The 12,112-nt window shown below is 63.0% G+C and carries 11 protein-coding genes; 1 reads left to right on the top strand and 10 read right to left on the bottom strand.

The genetic code is table 11. The features are described from left to right. Positions 1-20: 20 nt before the first annotated feature. Complete coding sequence (locus tag LOY34_RS13535) at positions 21-2,363, bottom strand: autotransporter outer membrane beta-barrel domain-containing protein (RefSeq protein WP_258663172.1); 2,343 nt, start codon at positions 2,361-2,363, stop codon at positions 21-23. 276 nt (positions 2,364-2,639) lie between these two features. Between LOY34_RS13535 and LOY34_RS13530 the strand changes: the two genes are divergently transcribed. Next, positions 2,640-2,900: a DUF1652 domain-containing protein gene (locus tag LOY34_RS13530; protein WP_045201943.1), complete on the top strand. Its 261-nt coding sequence runs from the start codon at positions 2,640-2,642 to the stop codon at positions 2,898-2,900. Here the strand turns inward: LOY34_RS13530 and LOY34_RS13525 are convergent. From LOY34_RS13525 to LOY34_RS13485, 9 genes are all read right to left on the bottom strand, one after another. Beyond that, on the bottom strand, positions 2,897-3,172 hold the full coding sequence (locus tag LOY34_RS13525) for a peptidylprolyl isomerase (RefSeq protein WP_007932676.1): 276 nt from the start codon (positions 3,170-3,172) through the stop codon (positions 2,897-2,899). The two genes, LOY34_RS13530 and LOY34_RS13525, sit on opposite strands and share 4 nt — an antisense overlap. Before the next feature lie 232 nt (positions 3,173-3,404). Continuing rightward, complete coding sequence (gene eco / locus LOY34_RS13520) at positions 3,405-3,884, bottom strand: serine protease inhibitor ecotin (RefSeq protein ID WP_093382690.1); 480 nt, start codon at positions 3,882-3,884, stop codon at positions 3,405-3,407. A 57-nt stretch (positions 3,885-3,941) separates the two neighbouring features. After that, positions 3,942-4,712, bottom strand: a complete 771-nt coding sequence (gene hbdH, locus LOY34_RS13515) for a 3-hydroxybutyrate dehydrogenase (RefSeq protein WP_195884126.1) — start codon at positions 4,710-4,712, stop codon at positions 3,942-3,944. A gap of 10 nt (positions 4,713-4,722) precedes the next feature. After that, positions 4,723-6,114, bottom strand: a complete 1,392-nt coding sequence (locus tag LOY34_RS13510; protein ID WP_045201951.1) for a GntP family permease — start codon at positions 6,112-6,114, stop codon at positions 4,723-4,725. A gap of 233 nt (positions 6,115-6,347) precedes the next feature. Then, a complete protein-coding gene (locus tag LOY34_RS13505; protein ID WP_195884125.1) occupies positions 6,348-7,739 on the bottom strand; it encodes a sigma-54-dependent Fis family transcriptional regulator in 1,392 nt (463 codons plus the stop codon). 29 nt (positions 7,740-7,768) lie between these two features. Next, positions 7,769-8,791 (bottom strand): ABC transporter permease, encoded by a 1,023-nt coding sequence (locus LOY34_RS13500; RefSeq protein ID WP_045201955.1) that lies wholly within the window; start codon positions 8,789-8,791, stop codon positions 7,769-7,771. Beyond that, on the bottom strand, positions 8,791-9,849 hold the full coding sequence (locus tag LOY34_RS13495; RefSeq protein ID WP_195884124.1) for a microcin C ABC transporter permease YejB: 1,059 nt from the start codon (positions 9,847-9,849) through the stop codon (positions 8,791-8,793). The genes LOY34_RS13500 and LOY34_RS13495 overlap by 1 nt, the downstream gene beginning before the upstream one ends. Next, positions 9,846-11,699 carry an extracellular solute-binding protein gene (locus LOY34_RS13490; RefSeq protein ID WP_195884123.1) on the bottom strand — a complete coding sequence of 618 codons (1,854 nt, stop codon included), beginning with the start codon at positions 11,697-11,699 and terminating at the stop codon, positions 9,846-9,848. The genes LOY34_RS13495 and LOY34_RS13490 overlap by 4 nt, the downstream gene beginning before the upstream one ends. Positions 11,700-11,792: 93 nt before the next feature. Further along, positions 11,793-12,074: a peptidylprolyl isomerase gene (locus tag LOY34_RS13485; protein WP_045201958.1), complete on the bottom strand. Its 282-nt coding sequence runs from the start codon at positions 12,072-12,074 to the stop codon at positions 11,793-11,795. Positions 12,075-12,112 lie beyond the last annotated feature (38 nt).

The following is a 12,112-nucleotide window of genomic DNA, read 5'->3' as shown; positions in this document are numbered from 1 at the left end:
TGACTGGCAACAAAGCGCGTTCAGTAACTCAGGCGCAACCCCAGGTTGGCGCCGACGTGCTCCTGCTGACGACTGTCCAGGTTGGTGGTGTAGTCGATACCCGCATGCACGCTGAGGTTCTTGTTCAGTTGCGCAACCAGGCCGGTGCCGATATTCAGGGAAGTGTAGTTGTAATCGGTCTTGACCTTGTCGACATGATCGTACGTCTGCGTGTCGCGGCCTCCGTTGCCACTCCAGAAATCCGTAGTTACATAAGGCTGCATGTGCACTCCGGTGGATTTGAACTTGCCTTCCAGACGCATGCCCAGGCGCGCACTCACCTCGGTCTGAGCGTCGAAGCTAACGTAGCTGACACTGTCGTTGGCGCTGTCCAACGAGACTTTCTGGGCGATGAGTTGTGCCTGCGGCTCCAGGGTCCAGTACGACCACAGGGCAAATGGGTAGCCGGCCTCCAATGACGCTGTCCAGGCGTGACCGTTGAGGTCGAGCTTGTCGCCGCGATCGGATTTGGCCCGGCCGTCGAGGTCGGAGTACTGCACCACGGCATCGACATACCATTGCTGCGCGCCGATCAGGGTCCAGTAGGCGCCGACGCTGTCGCTGTCGAGTTTCAGGTCGCCGACCTTGTTGTCTTCAAAGCCCAGGGCGAAGCCTTTGACATCGCCGTGCAGGCGGCTGTGCCCGACATACACGCCGACATGCTGGCGCAGGCCGTCATCGTTGAGCCAGGCCCACAGGTCCTGGCCGACCTTGAAACCGTACAGGCTGCCGTCCAGGCTTGGGCTGACAGTACCCGACCAGCTCTGGTGGAAACTGTCGCCATAGGCCTGGCCCCAACTGGCCGATAACGCGCCCTCCTGGTTCAGCAGGCTCTGGTCGCCCTGACGTTGGTGAAAGGTGCCCAGCGCCGAGCGTGCAATCAATGCCGCAGCCCGGGGCGCGGCGGCATAGACGGCAACTTCCGGGCGGTACAGCGGGATGCTCACGCCGGGCGCCGGCGGTGGCGGCAAGTCAGGCTGGCCGGGAGCAGGGCCCGGGGTGGGGGGCGGCACCACCACAACCGGTGTGCCGGGTTCGACTGGAGTACCAGGATCAACCGGTGTTCCAGGATCAACCGGCGTACCAGGGTCCGGGTTACCGGGCTCCGGCAACGGGGTGGGCACCACGACGGTGGAGCGCAGGTACCAGCTGTTCACGCTATCAGCAGTCACCCCGCCTTTGAACAGGCGATAGTCAAACGCCCCGGCCGACAACACCTGGGTCTGGACGAAGGCGGTGTTGCTGCTGGTCGCTCCGTTGATGGCTTCAACTACCTGGATACCATTCTGGCTGGTCACCGCACCGGCGCCGCCGAAGTTGGTGATTTGCAAGTTGGTGCTACCGGAGATCGTCCCCCCGCTGACCACCAGCCGATCAGACGGCGCACCATCGCCGGCCAGTACGCTGTTGAGCTTGAGGGTGCCGCCGTTGCCGGTGTAGTTGCCGTTGATGGTCAACCGCCCTTGGGCATCGCCACCACTGCTCAGGTCGATAATCCCGCTGTTGTTGACCGTCAGCGGCTGGCCGGTGGTAAACGGGCCCACCGTTCCGGAGCGCGAGACCAGAGAGCTGCTGCTGTCGATGTTAAGGCTTGTGGGCGCCGCAACGGCGCTGGCATCGCCCAGGGTCAGGAGGGTGTCGAGCTTGAAAACACTGGCGTTGACCAGGTTGACGGTTTCCCAGTTGATGTAGCGAACGCCCCCTACCGGCTGGCTGTTGTTGAAGGTCAGGGTGTCGATGCCTGCCCCTCCGTTGACGGTGATGTTGAGTACCGAGCTGTCGAGGCCTTCGAGGCTCGCCACATCATCGTCGCCGCCCATGTCGACGCTGCCGCGGATAACACCGCCTTGCCATTTGAGCGAGTCATTGCCGAAACTGGCCAGCAGGTTACCTTGCAGCGTACCCCCGGTAATCACGAAGACATCGGTGCCGCCACTGGTACTGATGTTGCCGCCGATGAACCCGGCGTTGAGGAAGATCTGGTCATTGCCAAAGCCGGTAACCAGGTTGCCGACGATGGTGCCGCCGGACATGCTGAAAATGTTGTTGTCCAGCTTCATGTCGACCCGGCCGATGCTGCCGCCAGAGAAGAATGCGATGTCGCCGTCTTCGAAGGCACCGATGATCTGCCCCAGTGACATGTTGAAGGTATCGCGGCCATCGCCCTGGGCAAGGGATTGCAGGGTGCCGCCGGTCATCAGGAAGTCATCGACCAAGGGTGTCTGCACGACCACACCGAGGGTATCGCCGGGCCCGACCACCAGGTTCTGGGCCAGGGCAGTAAAAGGTAGGGCGCTGAGTACCGCGATAAGCGAAATTCGCATCAGGCAGGCTCCATATCTTCCAGGCATTGGCCCACTGGCTGTCCAGCCCCCCTGTTAGTACCGGACGGGTCTTGCTTTGCAGGTATAGAGCAATCCGCAATATCGGCAACTGACAAAAATGCTAGGTGGCGAATGGCCGCTACCGTCCGCCGGTCGGTAAAAGCGCCAGGTGCTTATAGTGAAAGGGTCTGATTCGCCTGGGAAATATGGCATAGTCTTGGGGCTGGACCGGGCAACACGGAACCGCTGTCCGCCACCTGCCAAGGAGATGTACCGATGCTCTCGACCCTGGAGTTGCGCAACATTATAGAAAGCAGTTTTTTACCCACCCGCTGCCAATGCACCCTGGCTGCCGACCGCTCGCTGACCGTGCGGGTGTTCGACCGCAGCTGTGAGCGGGTCGACTTGCTGGTGACCGGCATCAGTGCCGAGCAACTGACCAGCAGCCGGGCGATTTCCAACCTGATCGTCGGCCTGCGCAATGACCTTGAAGACCAGCGCAGTCAACGCTTGCAACGGCGTCGCGACAGCCTTTAATCGCGGTAGAACACCTGCACCAGGTGATAGCCGAACTTGCTCTTGATCGGGCCGTGCACGGTGCGCAGCGGCTTTTTGAAAATCACCTGGTCGATGGCGCCGACCATCTGCCCCGGGCGCACTTCGCCCAGGTCGCCACCGCGCTTGCCGGACGGGCAGGTGGAGTACTTCTTGGCCAGCACATCGAACGCCTCGCCCTTGGCGATGCGTTGCTTGAGCTGTTCGGCCTCTTCAGCGGTCTTGACCAGAATGTGCCGGGCCTGTGCTTTCATCTGAACCTACCTTCGCAACGGGTAAAAACCGCGCATTATGCCTGATCGCGCAGCGCTTGGCGGTCGCGAAATTGCTCGAGGGCGTCGGTGCCGGCGAAAGGCACCTGTGGGAGCGGGCTCGACCCGCGATCGAGCGCGCAGCGGTCGCAACTCAGGCGACACCTGGTGTGTTGAATGTACTGGCCTCATCGCGGGCCCGCTCCCACAGGGCTGTTATTCAAGCAGCAGCGCTTTATTCCACTGTAGCTTTTTTCACTTTGTTCGAAGCCGACCACACGCGGTAGCGCACTTCAACACCTTCCGGCACATACACCACCACCGGCAGCTTGCTGTTGTAGCGCAGCAGGAAACCGTCGCCAACCACCGGCACGAACGCCTGTTTCTTCTTGCCGTCCGGGCAGGCCATCAGGGTCGAGGCCGGGCCCGAGACTTTTTCCAGGCGGTAGTAGTTGTAGCCCCAGCCTTGCAGGGTTTGTTCTTCGAGGTTGCCGCCCAGGTGCTGGCGGTTGCAGTCGACTTCCAGCTGTTTGCCAGCCAGCACTTCGAGTTTGTAGGCCGACTCGTCAGCCTGTTTTGGCAGGTGGATCACCTGGCGGCTAAAGCCTTTTTCGGCCTCGGGGTAGGGCGCTACATCCTTGAGGCTGGCAGCTTGTACCGAAGTAGCGGCCGCCAGGGTCAGGGTGAACAACGCGGTGAGGGAGCGTGGGCGCATAAGGCCTCCTTGCAGATAAAAAAACACGATGCCGCAGCCAGGGTGCAAGGCTGCCCGTCATTGGGCCAGCCAGCCGCCATCGATGTTCCAGGCAGCGCCACGAACCTGACTGCCAGCCTCGCTACAGAGGAACAATACCAGCTCACCCAGGTGTTCGGGAGTGACAAAGGCCAACGACGGCTGCTTCTCGGCCAGCAAGTCGTGCTGGGCCTCCTGCGGATCGACTCCGCTGGCGGTGCGATCATCGATCTGTTTCTGCACCAGCGGCGTCAGTACCCAGCCGGGGCAAATGGCGTTGCAGGTGATGTTGCTGGTGGCGGTTTCCAGCCCGACCACCTTGGTCAGGCCGACCACCCCGTGCTTGGCGGCGACATAAGCGGCCTTGCCGGTGGAGCCGACCTGGCCGTGCACCGAGGCGATGTTGACGATCCGTCCCCAGTTGCGCGCACGCATGCCCGGCAGCACCAGGCGGGTGCCATGGAACACTGCCGAGAGGTTGACGGCGATGATCGAATCCCAGCGTTCCACCGGGAAGTCTTCGACCGCTGCCACATGCTGGATGCCGGCATTGTTGACGAGGATATCGACGCCGCCGAACTCGCGTTCCGCATAGGCGAACAGGTCTTCGATCTGCGCCACATCGCTAAGGTCGGCCGGGTGGTGGCCGACCCGGGTGCCGTGGCGGGCGACTTCGGCAATCGCCGCGCGGGCATCGCCAAAGCCATTGAGGATCAAATTGGCCCCGGCCTTGGCCAGTACCTGGGCAATGCCCAGGCCGATGCCGCTGGTGGAGCCGGTGACGACTGCTGTCTTGCCATTGAGACTCATGAGGTGCTCCTTAGACGATACCGGTGGCATAGAACGTAGCAATCACCACGAACACTGCCAGGGTCTTGATCAGGGTAATGCCGAAAATATCCTTGTAAGCCTCGCGGTGGGTCAGGCCGGTGACCGCCAGCAGGGTAATTACCGCGCCGTTGTGCGGCAGGGTGTCCATGCCGCCGCTGGCCATGGCCGCGACCCGGTGAAGCACTTCAAGGGGGATGTTGGCCGCATTGGCGGCGGCGATGAAGCTGTCGGACATCGCCGCCAGGGCGATGCTCATACCACCGGACGCGGAGCCGGTGATACCGGCCAGCAAGGTCACGGTAATCGCTTCATTGACCAGCGGATTGGGGATCGCCTTGAGCGCGTCGGCCAGCACCAGAAAGCCCGGCAGCGAGGCAATCACCGCACCAAAGCCATATTCGGACGCGGTGTTCATCGCCGCCAGCAAGGCGCCGCTGACCGCGCTTTTGCTGCCCTCGGCCAGGCGGCTCTTGATCGCGCCAAAGCCTGCCACCAGCACCAGCAGGATGCCCAGCAGCAAGGCCGCTTCCACCGCCCAGATCGCCGTGAGTTTGGCGATGTCGGTTTGCACCGGCGCGCTCATGCCCGCCAGGCTCAAGGTGTGGGTCTTGCCGTACCAGGCCGGAATCCAGTGGGTGAACAGCAGGTTCATCACCCCTACCAGCAGCAGTGGCGACAGTGCCAGCAGCGGGTTGGGCAGCTTGAGGTCGGCGGCGGTTTCCGGCTCGTTGCGCAGCTCGCTGCCGTAGCCTTCACCGGCGCGCTGGGCCTTGTTGCGCTGGCGCTGCAGGTAAAGCATGCCGGTGCAGAACACGAACAGCGTACCGATCAGGCCCAGCCAGGGCGCGGCCCAGGCGGTGGTGTTGAAGAAGGTACTGGGGATGATGTTCTGGATCTGCGGGGTGCCGGGCAGCGCATCCATGGTGAACGAAAACGCGCCCAGGGCAATGGTTGCCGGGATCAGGCGCTTGGGGATGTTGCTCTGGCGGAACATCTCGGCGGCAAACGGGTACACCGCAAACACCACCACAAACAGCGAGACGCCGCCGTAGGTGAGCAGGGCGCAGACCAGCACGATCACCAGCATGGCCTGGCGGGTGCCAAGCAGGCGGATGGCGGCGGCGACGATCGAGCGCGAAAAACCCGACAGCTCGATCAGCTTGCCGAACACCGCACCGAGCAAGAACACCGGAAAGTACAGCTTGATAAAGCCGACCATTTTCTCCATGAACACCCCGGTAAAGGCCGGGGCGACTGCCGAAGGGTCGGTCAACAGCACCGCGCCGAGGGCGGCGATGGGGGCGAAGAGGATAACGCTATAACCACGGTAGGCAGCCAGCATCAGCAGCGCCAGGGCTGCCAGGGCGATGATCACACTCATCGAGTGTCTCCTTGGGTGCATCTTGTTTTTGTTGGTCAGGAGGCGATAGCGGGAATCGTGCCAACTCTTTAAGCTGTTGATTTATATAGATATAGTTTGTTTTTTTGAGATGAAAGTCTCTGAATTGAGATTGAACGGTTCGCGGGGCAAGCCCGCTCCTGCCGTCGGACATCTTCCCGGTGGGAGCGGGCGTGCCCCGCGATAACAATCTCAAAAAAGAAACACATATCTCTTTATTGAGACTTGATCCCCAGCGCCACCAGTTTCTTGTACAGCGTCGAGCGTCCCAACCCCAGTTGCCGCGCCGCTTGCGGTACATTCCCGGCACAGCGCGCCAGGGTGTTTTCGAGTAACTGCCGCTCAAAATCGGCACACGCCTGTTTATAGCTCAACGTGGCGGCTTCAACCGGCAGCGGCGCCAGGTCGCCCAGCGCCGCCTGAACATCGCCCAGCCCCAGGCGCGCTTGATCGGCCAGCAAGGTCGCCCGTTCCAGCACATTGCGCAGCTCGCGGATATTGCCCGGCCAGGCATGCCGGGCCAGCAGCGCCTGGGCCTCACCGTCCAGCTCGTGCTGGCTGCCCAGCTCTTCAAGAATCGCCTCGCTCAACGCTGGCAAATCCTCCAGGCGTTCACGCAGCGGCGGCACCTGGATCGGCAGCACGTTCAAGCGGTAGTACAGGTCGGCACGAAACTCGCCACGGGCCATGGCCGCCTGCAGGTCGGTGGAGGTGGCGGCAATGATCCGCACATCGCTGTGGATCATCTGGTTGGAGCCGACCGGCTCGTATTCCTTCTCTTGCAAGACGCGCAGCAGCTTGCTTTGCAGCGGCAAGGGCATGTCACCGATTTCATCGAGAAACAGCGTGCCACCCTCGGCAATCTGCAGTTTGCCCGGGCGGCCCTTGCGCTCGGCGCCGGTAAAGGCGCCCGGGGCGGTGCCGAAGAACTCGGCTTCGAGCAGCGTCTCCGGGATTGCGGCGCTGTTGATGCTGACAAAGGCCTTGTGCGCCCGCGGCGAAGCGGCATGAATGGCATGGGCCAGTAGCTCTTTGCCGGTGCCGGTTTCGCCCAGCAGCAACACCGGTGAGTCACTGCTGGCGCCACGCCGGGCGCGGCGCTTGACTTCAAGGCTGGCGGCGCTGGTGCCGATGAACTGAGCGAAGCTGTACTTGGCCTGGCGGGCGCGCAGCAACGAACGGGTCGAGGCCAGTTCCTGCTGCATGCTGGCGTAGCGCTTGAGCAGCGGCGAGAGGCTGCGCAGCTCGTCGAACAGGGCAAAACCGATAGCGCCGATCAGCGTGCCGGCGGCGTCGTGCACCGGCAGGCGCATGACCACCAGCGGCTCCTTGGGGGTGTCGAGCATGTCCAGCAGGATCGGCCGGCCATTGCTCAGCACCTCGCGCATCAGGCTGCCGGGAATGATGCTCTCGCACGGCTGGCCGATGGCGCTGCTGGCGTCTTCAAGACCGAAGCGCCGGGCATAGCGCTGGTTCATCCAGACAATGCGCGCATCGCGGTCGACGATGATCGTGCCTTCGCTGGACTGCTCGATGATCTCGAACAGCGAACGAATCGCCAGCAGGCGCACCTGCTGGTAGTCCTTGAGGCTGTCACTGTCCTGCATGGGCCGCTCCGCCGGAGTAAAGGCTGCGATTATGCCCGTGGATCGAAGGCTTCGCGCAAGGCATCGCCAATGAACACCAACAGCGACAATATCAATGCCAGGGCAAAGAACGCGGTAAAGCCCAGCCACGGTGCCTGCAAATGCTGCTTGCCCTGGGTCACCAGCTCGCCCAGCGAAGCGCTGCCGGCGGGCATGCCGAAGCCGAGAAAATCCAGGGCGGTGAGGGTGGTGATGGCGCCGGTGAGAATAAACGGCAGGTAGGTCAGGGTGGCGTTCATGGCGTTGGGCAAAATGTGCCGCAGGATCACCCAACGGTCAGGCAGGCCCAGGGCACGGGCGGCCAGCACGTATTCGAGGTTGCGTCCACGCAGGAACTCGGCGCGCACCACGTCCACCAGCGCCAGCCAGGAAAACAGCGCCATGATCCCCAGCAACCACCAGAAGTTCGGCTCGACAAAGCCGCTGAGGATGATCAGCAGGTACAACACTGGCAGCCCCGACCAGACCTCCAGCAAGCGCTGGCCGATCAGGTCGACCCAACCACCGTGGTAGCCCTGCAAGGCGCCGGCGGCGATGCCGATCAGGGTGCTGATCAGGGTCAGCGCCAGGGCAAACAGAATCGACACCCGAGTGCCATACAGCACCCGCGCCAATACATCACGGGCCTGGTCGTCGGTGCCCAGCCAGTTGACCGCCGACGGCGGGCTGGGGGCGGGCACCAGCAAATCGTAGTTCGGGGTGTCGGCGCTGAACGGTACCGGTGCAAACAGCATCCAGCCGCCCTGGCCCTCGATCAGCTGGCGTACGTACTGGCTGCGGTAGTCCGGCTGGAATGGCAGCTGGCCGCCAAACTGCTGCTCGCTGTAACGTTTGAATGCCGGGTAATACAACTGGCCCTGGTAGCTCAACAGCAATGGCTTGTCGTTGGCCACCAGTTCCGCGCCCAGGCTCACCAGCAGCAACAAGGCAAACAGCCACAGCGAAATCCAGCCACGGCGGTTGCGCCGAAAGCGCTGCAGGCGCCTGCGCGATACCGGCGACAGGCTGAACATCAGTGCGCCCTCGTGGCAAAGTCGATGCGTGGATCGACCAGGGTGTAGCACAGGTCGCCGATCAGGCGCACCAGCAGGCCGAACAGGGTAAAGATGAACAGCGAGCCGAACACCACCGGATAATCCCGCGCCACCGCCGCCTCGTAGCTCATGCGCCCCAGGCCGTCGAGGGAGAAGATCACTTCGATCAGTAGCGAGCCGGCAAAGAACACGCTGATCAACGCCTGGGGAATGCCGGCCACCACCAGCAGGATGGCGTTGCGAAACACATGCCCGTACAGCACCCGCTGCTCGCTCAGGCCCTTGGCCCGGGCGGTGATCACGTACTGGCGCGTGATCTCGTTGAGAAAGGCATTCTTGGTCAGCAGGGTCAGGGTGGCAAAGCCGCCAATTACCAGCGCGCCCACCGGCAGCACCAGGTGCCAGAAGTAATCAGCGATCTTGCCCAACAGGCTGAGCTGGTCGAAGTCTTCCGAGACCAGCCCGCGCACCGGAAACCAGTTCAGCGAGGTGCCGCCGGCAAACAGCACGATCAGCAGCAGGGCGAACAGGAACGAGGGCAGGGCGTAGCCAATGACGATCAGGCTGCTGCTCCAGGCATCGAACGCGGTGCCGTGGCGCACCGCCTTGCGGATCCCCAACGGGATCGACACCAGGTAGGTGATCAGTGTGGCCCAAAAACCCAGCGACAGGGTCACCGGCATCTTCTCAAGGATCAGGTCGGTGACCTTGGCGCCGCGAAAAAAGCTTGAGCCGAAGTCCAGCCGGGCGTACTGGCTGAGCATCAGCCACAGGCGCTCGGGCGCCGACTTGTCGAAACCGTACTGGCGCTTGATGTCTGCCAGCAGCTTGGGGTCCAGGCCACGGCTGGCCCTGGAGCTTGCGTGCAGGGTTTCGCTGCTGGCCCCCGGCGCACCGCCGCCGATCCCCTGCAGGCGCGCTACCGCTTGTTCCACCGGGCCGCCGGGGGCAGCCTGGACGATGACGAAATTGACCAGCAGGATAATAAGCAAGGTCGGGATGATCAGCAGCAGACGGCGCAGGATGTAGCCGATCATGGCCGGCTCCCCAGGCGCTCGGCCATCTGCGCGTTGGTCAGCGGTGTCGGGCTGACTTGCCACCAGCTGTCCAGGCCTTCGTCGTTGCTCGGCTGCACCTTGGGCAGGCCGAAGCGGTTCCACCACACGGTAGATGAGCCGGGTGGGTAATAGTTGGGAATCCAGTAGTAGTTCCAGCTCAGCACACGGTCCAGGGCATGGGCATGGCGCAGCATGTCGGCCTTGGTTTCGGCCTTGACCAGGCCGTCGAGCAAGCGGTCCACGGCCGGGTCCTGGAGCACCATGTAGTTGTTCGAGCCGGGGTCGCTGGCCGCCGCCGAACCAAAATAGTTGTACAGCTCAAGCCCGGGCGACGGCGACACCGGGTAGCCGGTGACGATCAGGTCGTAGTCGCGGGCCATCAGCCGGTTGACGTATTGCGAGGCGTCGATGCGGCGGATCTCCAGGGTGATGCCGATCTGCGCCAGGTTGCGCTTCCACGGCAGCAGCAAGCGTTCGAAACCGGCCTGGCCGTTGAGGAAGGTAAAGCTCAGCGGTTCACCCTGGGCATTGACCAGTTGATCACCGCGCGGCTGCCAGCCTGCCGCTTCGAGCAGTTCGAGGGCTTGTAGCTGCTGGTCACGGATCAGCCCCGAGCCGTCGCTGCGCGGCGCTTCGAACACCTGGCTGAAGACCTCGTCGGGTATCTGCCCGCGCAACGGCTCCAGCAGCTTGAGCTCCTGGGCGTCGGGCAGGTTGCGCGCGGCCAGTTCGGTATTGGCGAAAAAGCTCTGCTGGCGAATGTACAGGTTGCGCATCATCTGCCGGTTGCTCCACTCGAAGTCCCACAGCAGGCCCAGCGCCTGGCGCACCCGGCGGTCCTTGAACACCGGGCGTTGCAGGTTGAAGACAAAGCCCTGGGCGGTTTGCGGGGCGTCCTTGGCCAGGTGCGCGCGCTGCAGGCGGCCATCGTCCAGCGCCGGGCTGGCGTAACCGAGGGTATAGGCGGTGGCAGAGAACTCGCGGTTGTAGTCGAAGCCGCCGCCGCGCAGCACCTGGCGCGCCACTTCGGTGTCGCCAAAGTACTCGATGCGCACCTGGTCGAAGTTGTAACGGCCACGGTTGACCGGCAGGTCGCGCCCCCACCAGCTCTTGTTACGCTCGAAGGTGATACTGCGGCCGTTGTCGACCCGCCCGACGCTGTACGGGCCGCTGCCCAGCGGCGCCTCGAAGCCTGCGCCATTGGCGAAATCGCGGTCTTTCCACCAGTGTTCGGGCAGCACCGGCAGGGTCGCCAGGTCCAGAGGCAAGGTGCGGTTCTGGTTGTTCTTGAAGTAAAAGATGATCTGCCGCGGGTTCTCGACCTTTACCTCAGAGACATCGACGAACTGGGTGCGGTACTTGAGACTACCGGCGCGCATCAAAAGCGCGAAGGTGTAGCGCACATCCTCGGCGCGGATCGGCTGGCCATCGGCAAAGCGCGCACGCGGGTCAAGATAGAAGCGCAGCCACAGCCCCTGCGGATCGCGCTCAAGCTTTTGCGCCACCAGCCCGTACACGGTGTAGGGTTCATCCTGGGAGCGCACCGCCAGCGGCGAATACAGCCAGCCATCGACCTCGGCAACGCCGATGCCCTTGTCGATGTAGGGAATGATGTGGTCGAACTGGCCGATTTCGATGGCCGAGCGGCGCAGGCTGCCGCCTTTGGGCGCATCGGGGTTGGCGTAGCGCAAGTGCTGGAAGCTGGACGGATAGCGCGGTGCTTCGCCGTATACCGTCAGGGCGTGGACCGGCGCTGGCGTGGCAGCGCATGACCAGGCAAGGGCCAGGCCGAAGACGAACAACAAGAAGGGGAAGGGAGCAATTCGCAAGCGCCTGACCACCTGAACCACGACTGTGGCTGAAGCTTAGCAGGTCACTTGCGCGAGCAAACCGGCCCTGGAGGCCGGTTTGCAGAGTAGTGATCAGTCCTGACGGCTGGTCACTTCCAGCAGGTGATAACCGAACTGGGTCTTCACCGGGCCTTGCACGGTGTTGACCGGCGCGCTGAACACCACGGTGTCGAACTCCTTGACCATCTGGCCCGGGCCGAACGAGCCCAGGTCGCCGCCCTGGCGGCTCGATGGGCAGGTGGAGTTGGCTTTGGCGACTTCGGCGAAATCGGCGCCGGCTTCGATCTGGGCTTTGAGTTCGTTGCACTTGTCTTCGGTGGCAACCAGGATGTGACGGGCAGTGGCTTTGGCCATGGGAGTGGCTCCTTGGGGTAAAACGTAAAGCCTAACGT

The sequence above is a fragment of the Pseudomonas sp. B21-009 genome (assembly GCF_024749345.1).
Classification (GTDB): domain Bacteria; phylum Pseudomonadota; class Gammaproteobacteria; order Pseudomonadales; family Pseudomonadaceae; genus Aquipseudomonas.
Note: the sequence above shows the minus strand (reverse complement) of the source record. Positions and strands in the feature narration are given on the sequence as shown.

Bases quoted from the DNA above. Each gene is read 5' to 3' on its own strand.
- LOY34_RS13535 (WP_258663172.1), bottom strand. From the start codon at position 2,363: ATGCGAATTTCGCTTATCGCGGTACTCAGCGCCCTACCTTTTACTGCC.
- LOY34_RS13530 (WP_045201943.1), top strand. From the start codon at position 2,640: ATGCTCTCGACCCTGGAGTTGCGCAACATTATAGAAAGCAGTTTTTTA.
- LOY34_RS13525 (WP_007932676.1), bottom strand. From the start codon at position 3,172: ATGAAAGCACAGGCCCGGCACATTCTGGTCAAGACCGCTGAAGAGGCC.
- eco (WP_093382690.1), bottom strand. From the start codon at position 3,884: ATGCGCCCACGCTCCCTCACCGCGTTGTTCACCCTGACCCTGGCGGCC.
- hbdH (WP_195884126.1), bottom strand. From the start codon at position 4,712: ATGAGTCTCAATGGCAAGACAGCAGTCGTCACCGGCTCCACCAGCGGC.
- LOY34_RS13510 (WP_045201951.1), bottom strand. From the start codon at position 6,114: ATGAGTGTGATCATCGCCCTGGCAGCCCTGGCGCTGCTGATGCTGGCT.
- LOY34_RS13505 (WP_195884125.1), bottom strand. From the start codon at position 7,739: ATGCAGGACAGTGACAGCCTCAAGGACTACCAGCAGGTGCGCCTGCTG.
- LOY34_RS13500 (WP_045201955.1), bottom strand. From the start codon at position 8,791: ATGTTCAGCCTGTCGCCGGTATCGCGCAGGCGCCTGCAGCGCTTTCGG.
- LOY34_RS13495 (WP_195884124.1), bottom strand. From the start codon at position 9,849: ATGATCGGCTACATCCTGCGCCGTCTGCTGCTGATCATCCCGACCTTG.
- LOY34_RS13485 (WP_045201958.1), bottom strand. From the start codon at position 12,074: ATGGCCAAAGCCACTGCCCGTCACATCCTGGTTGCCACCGAAGACAAG.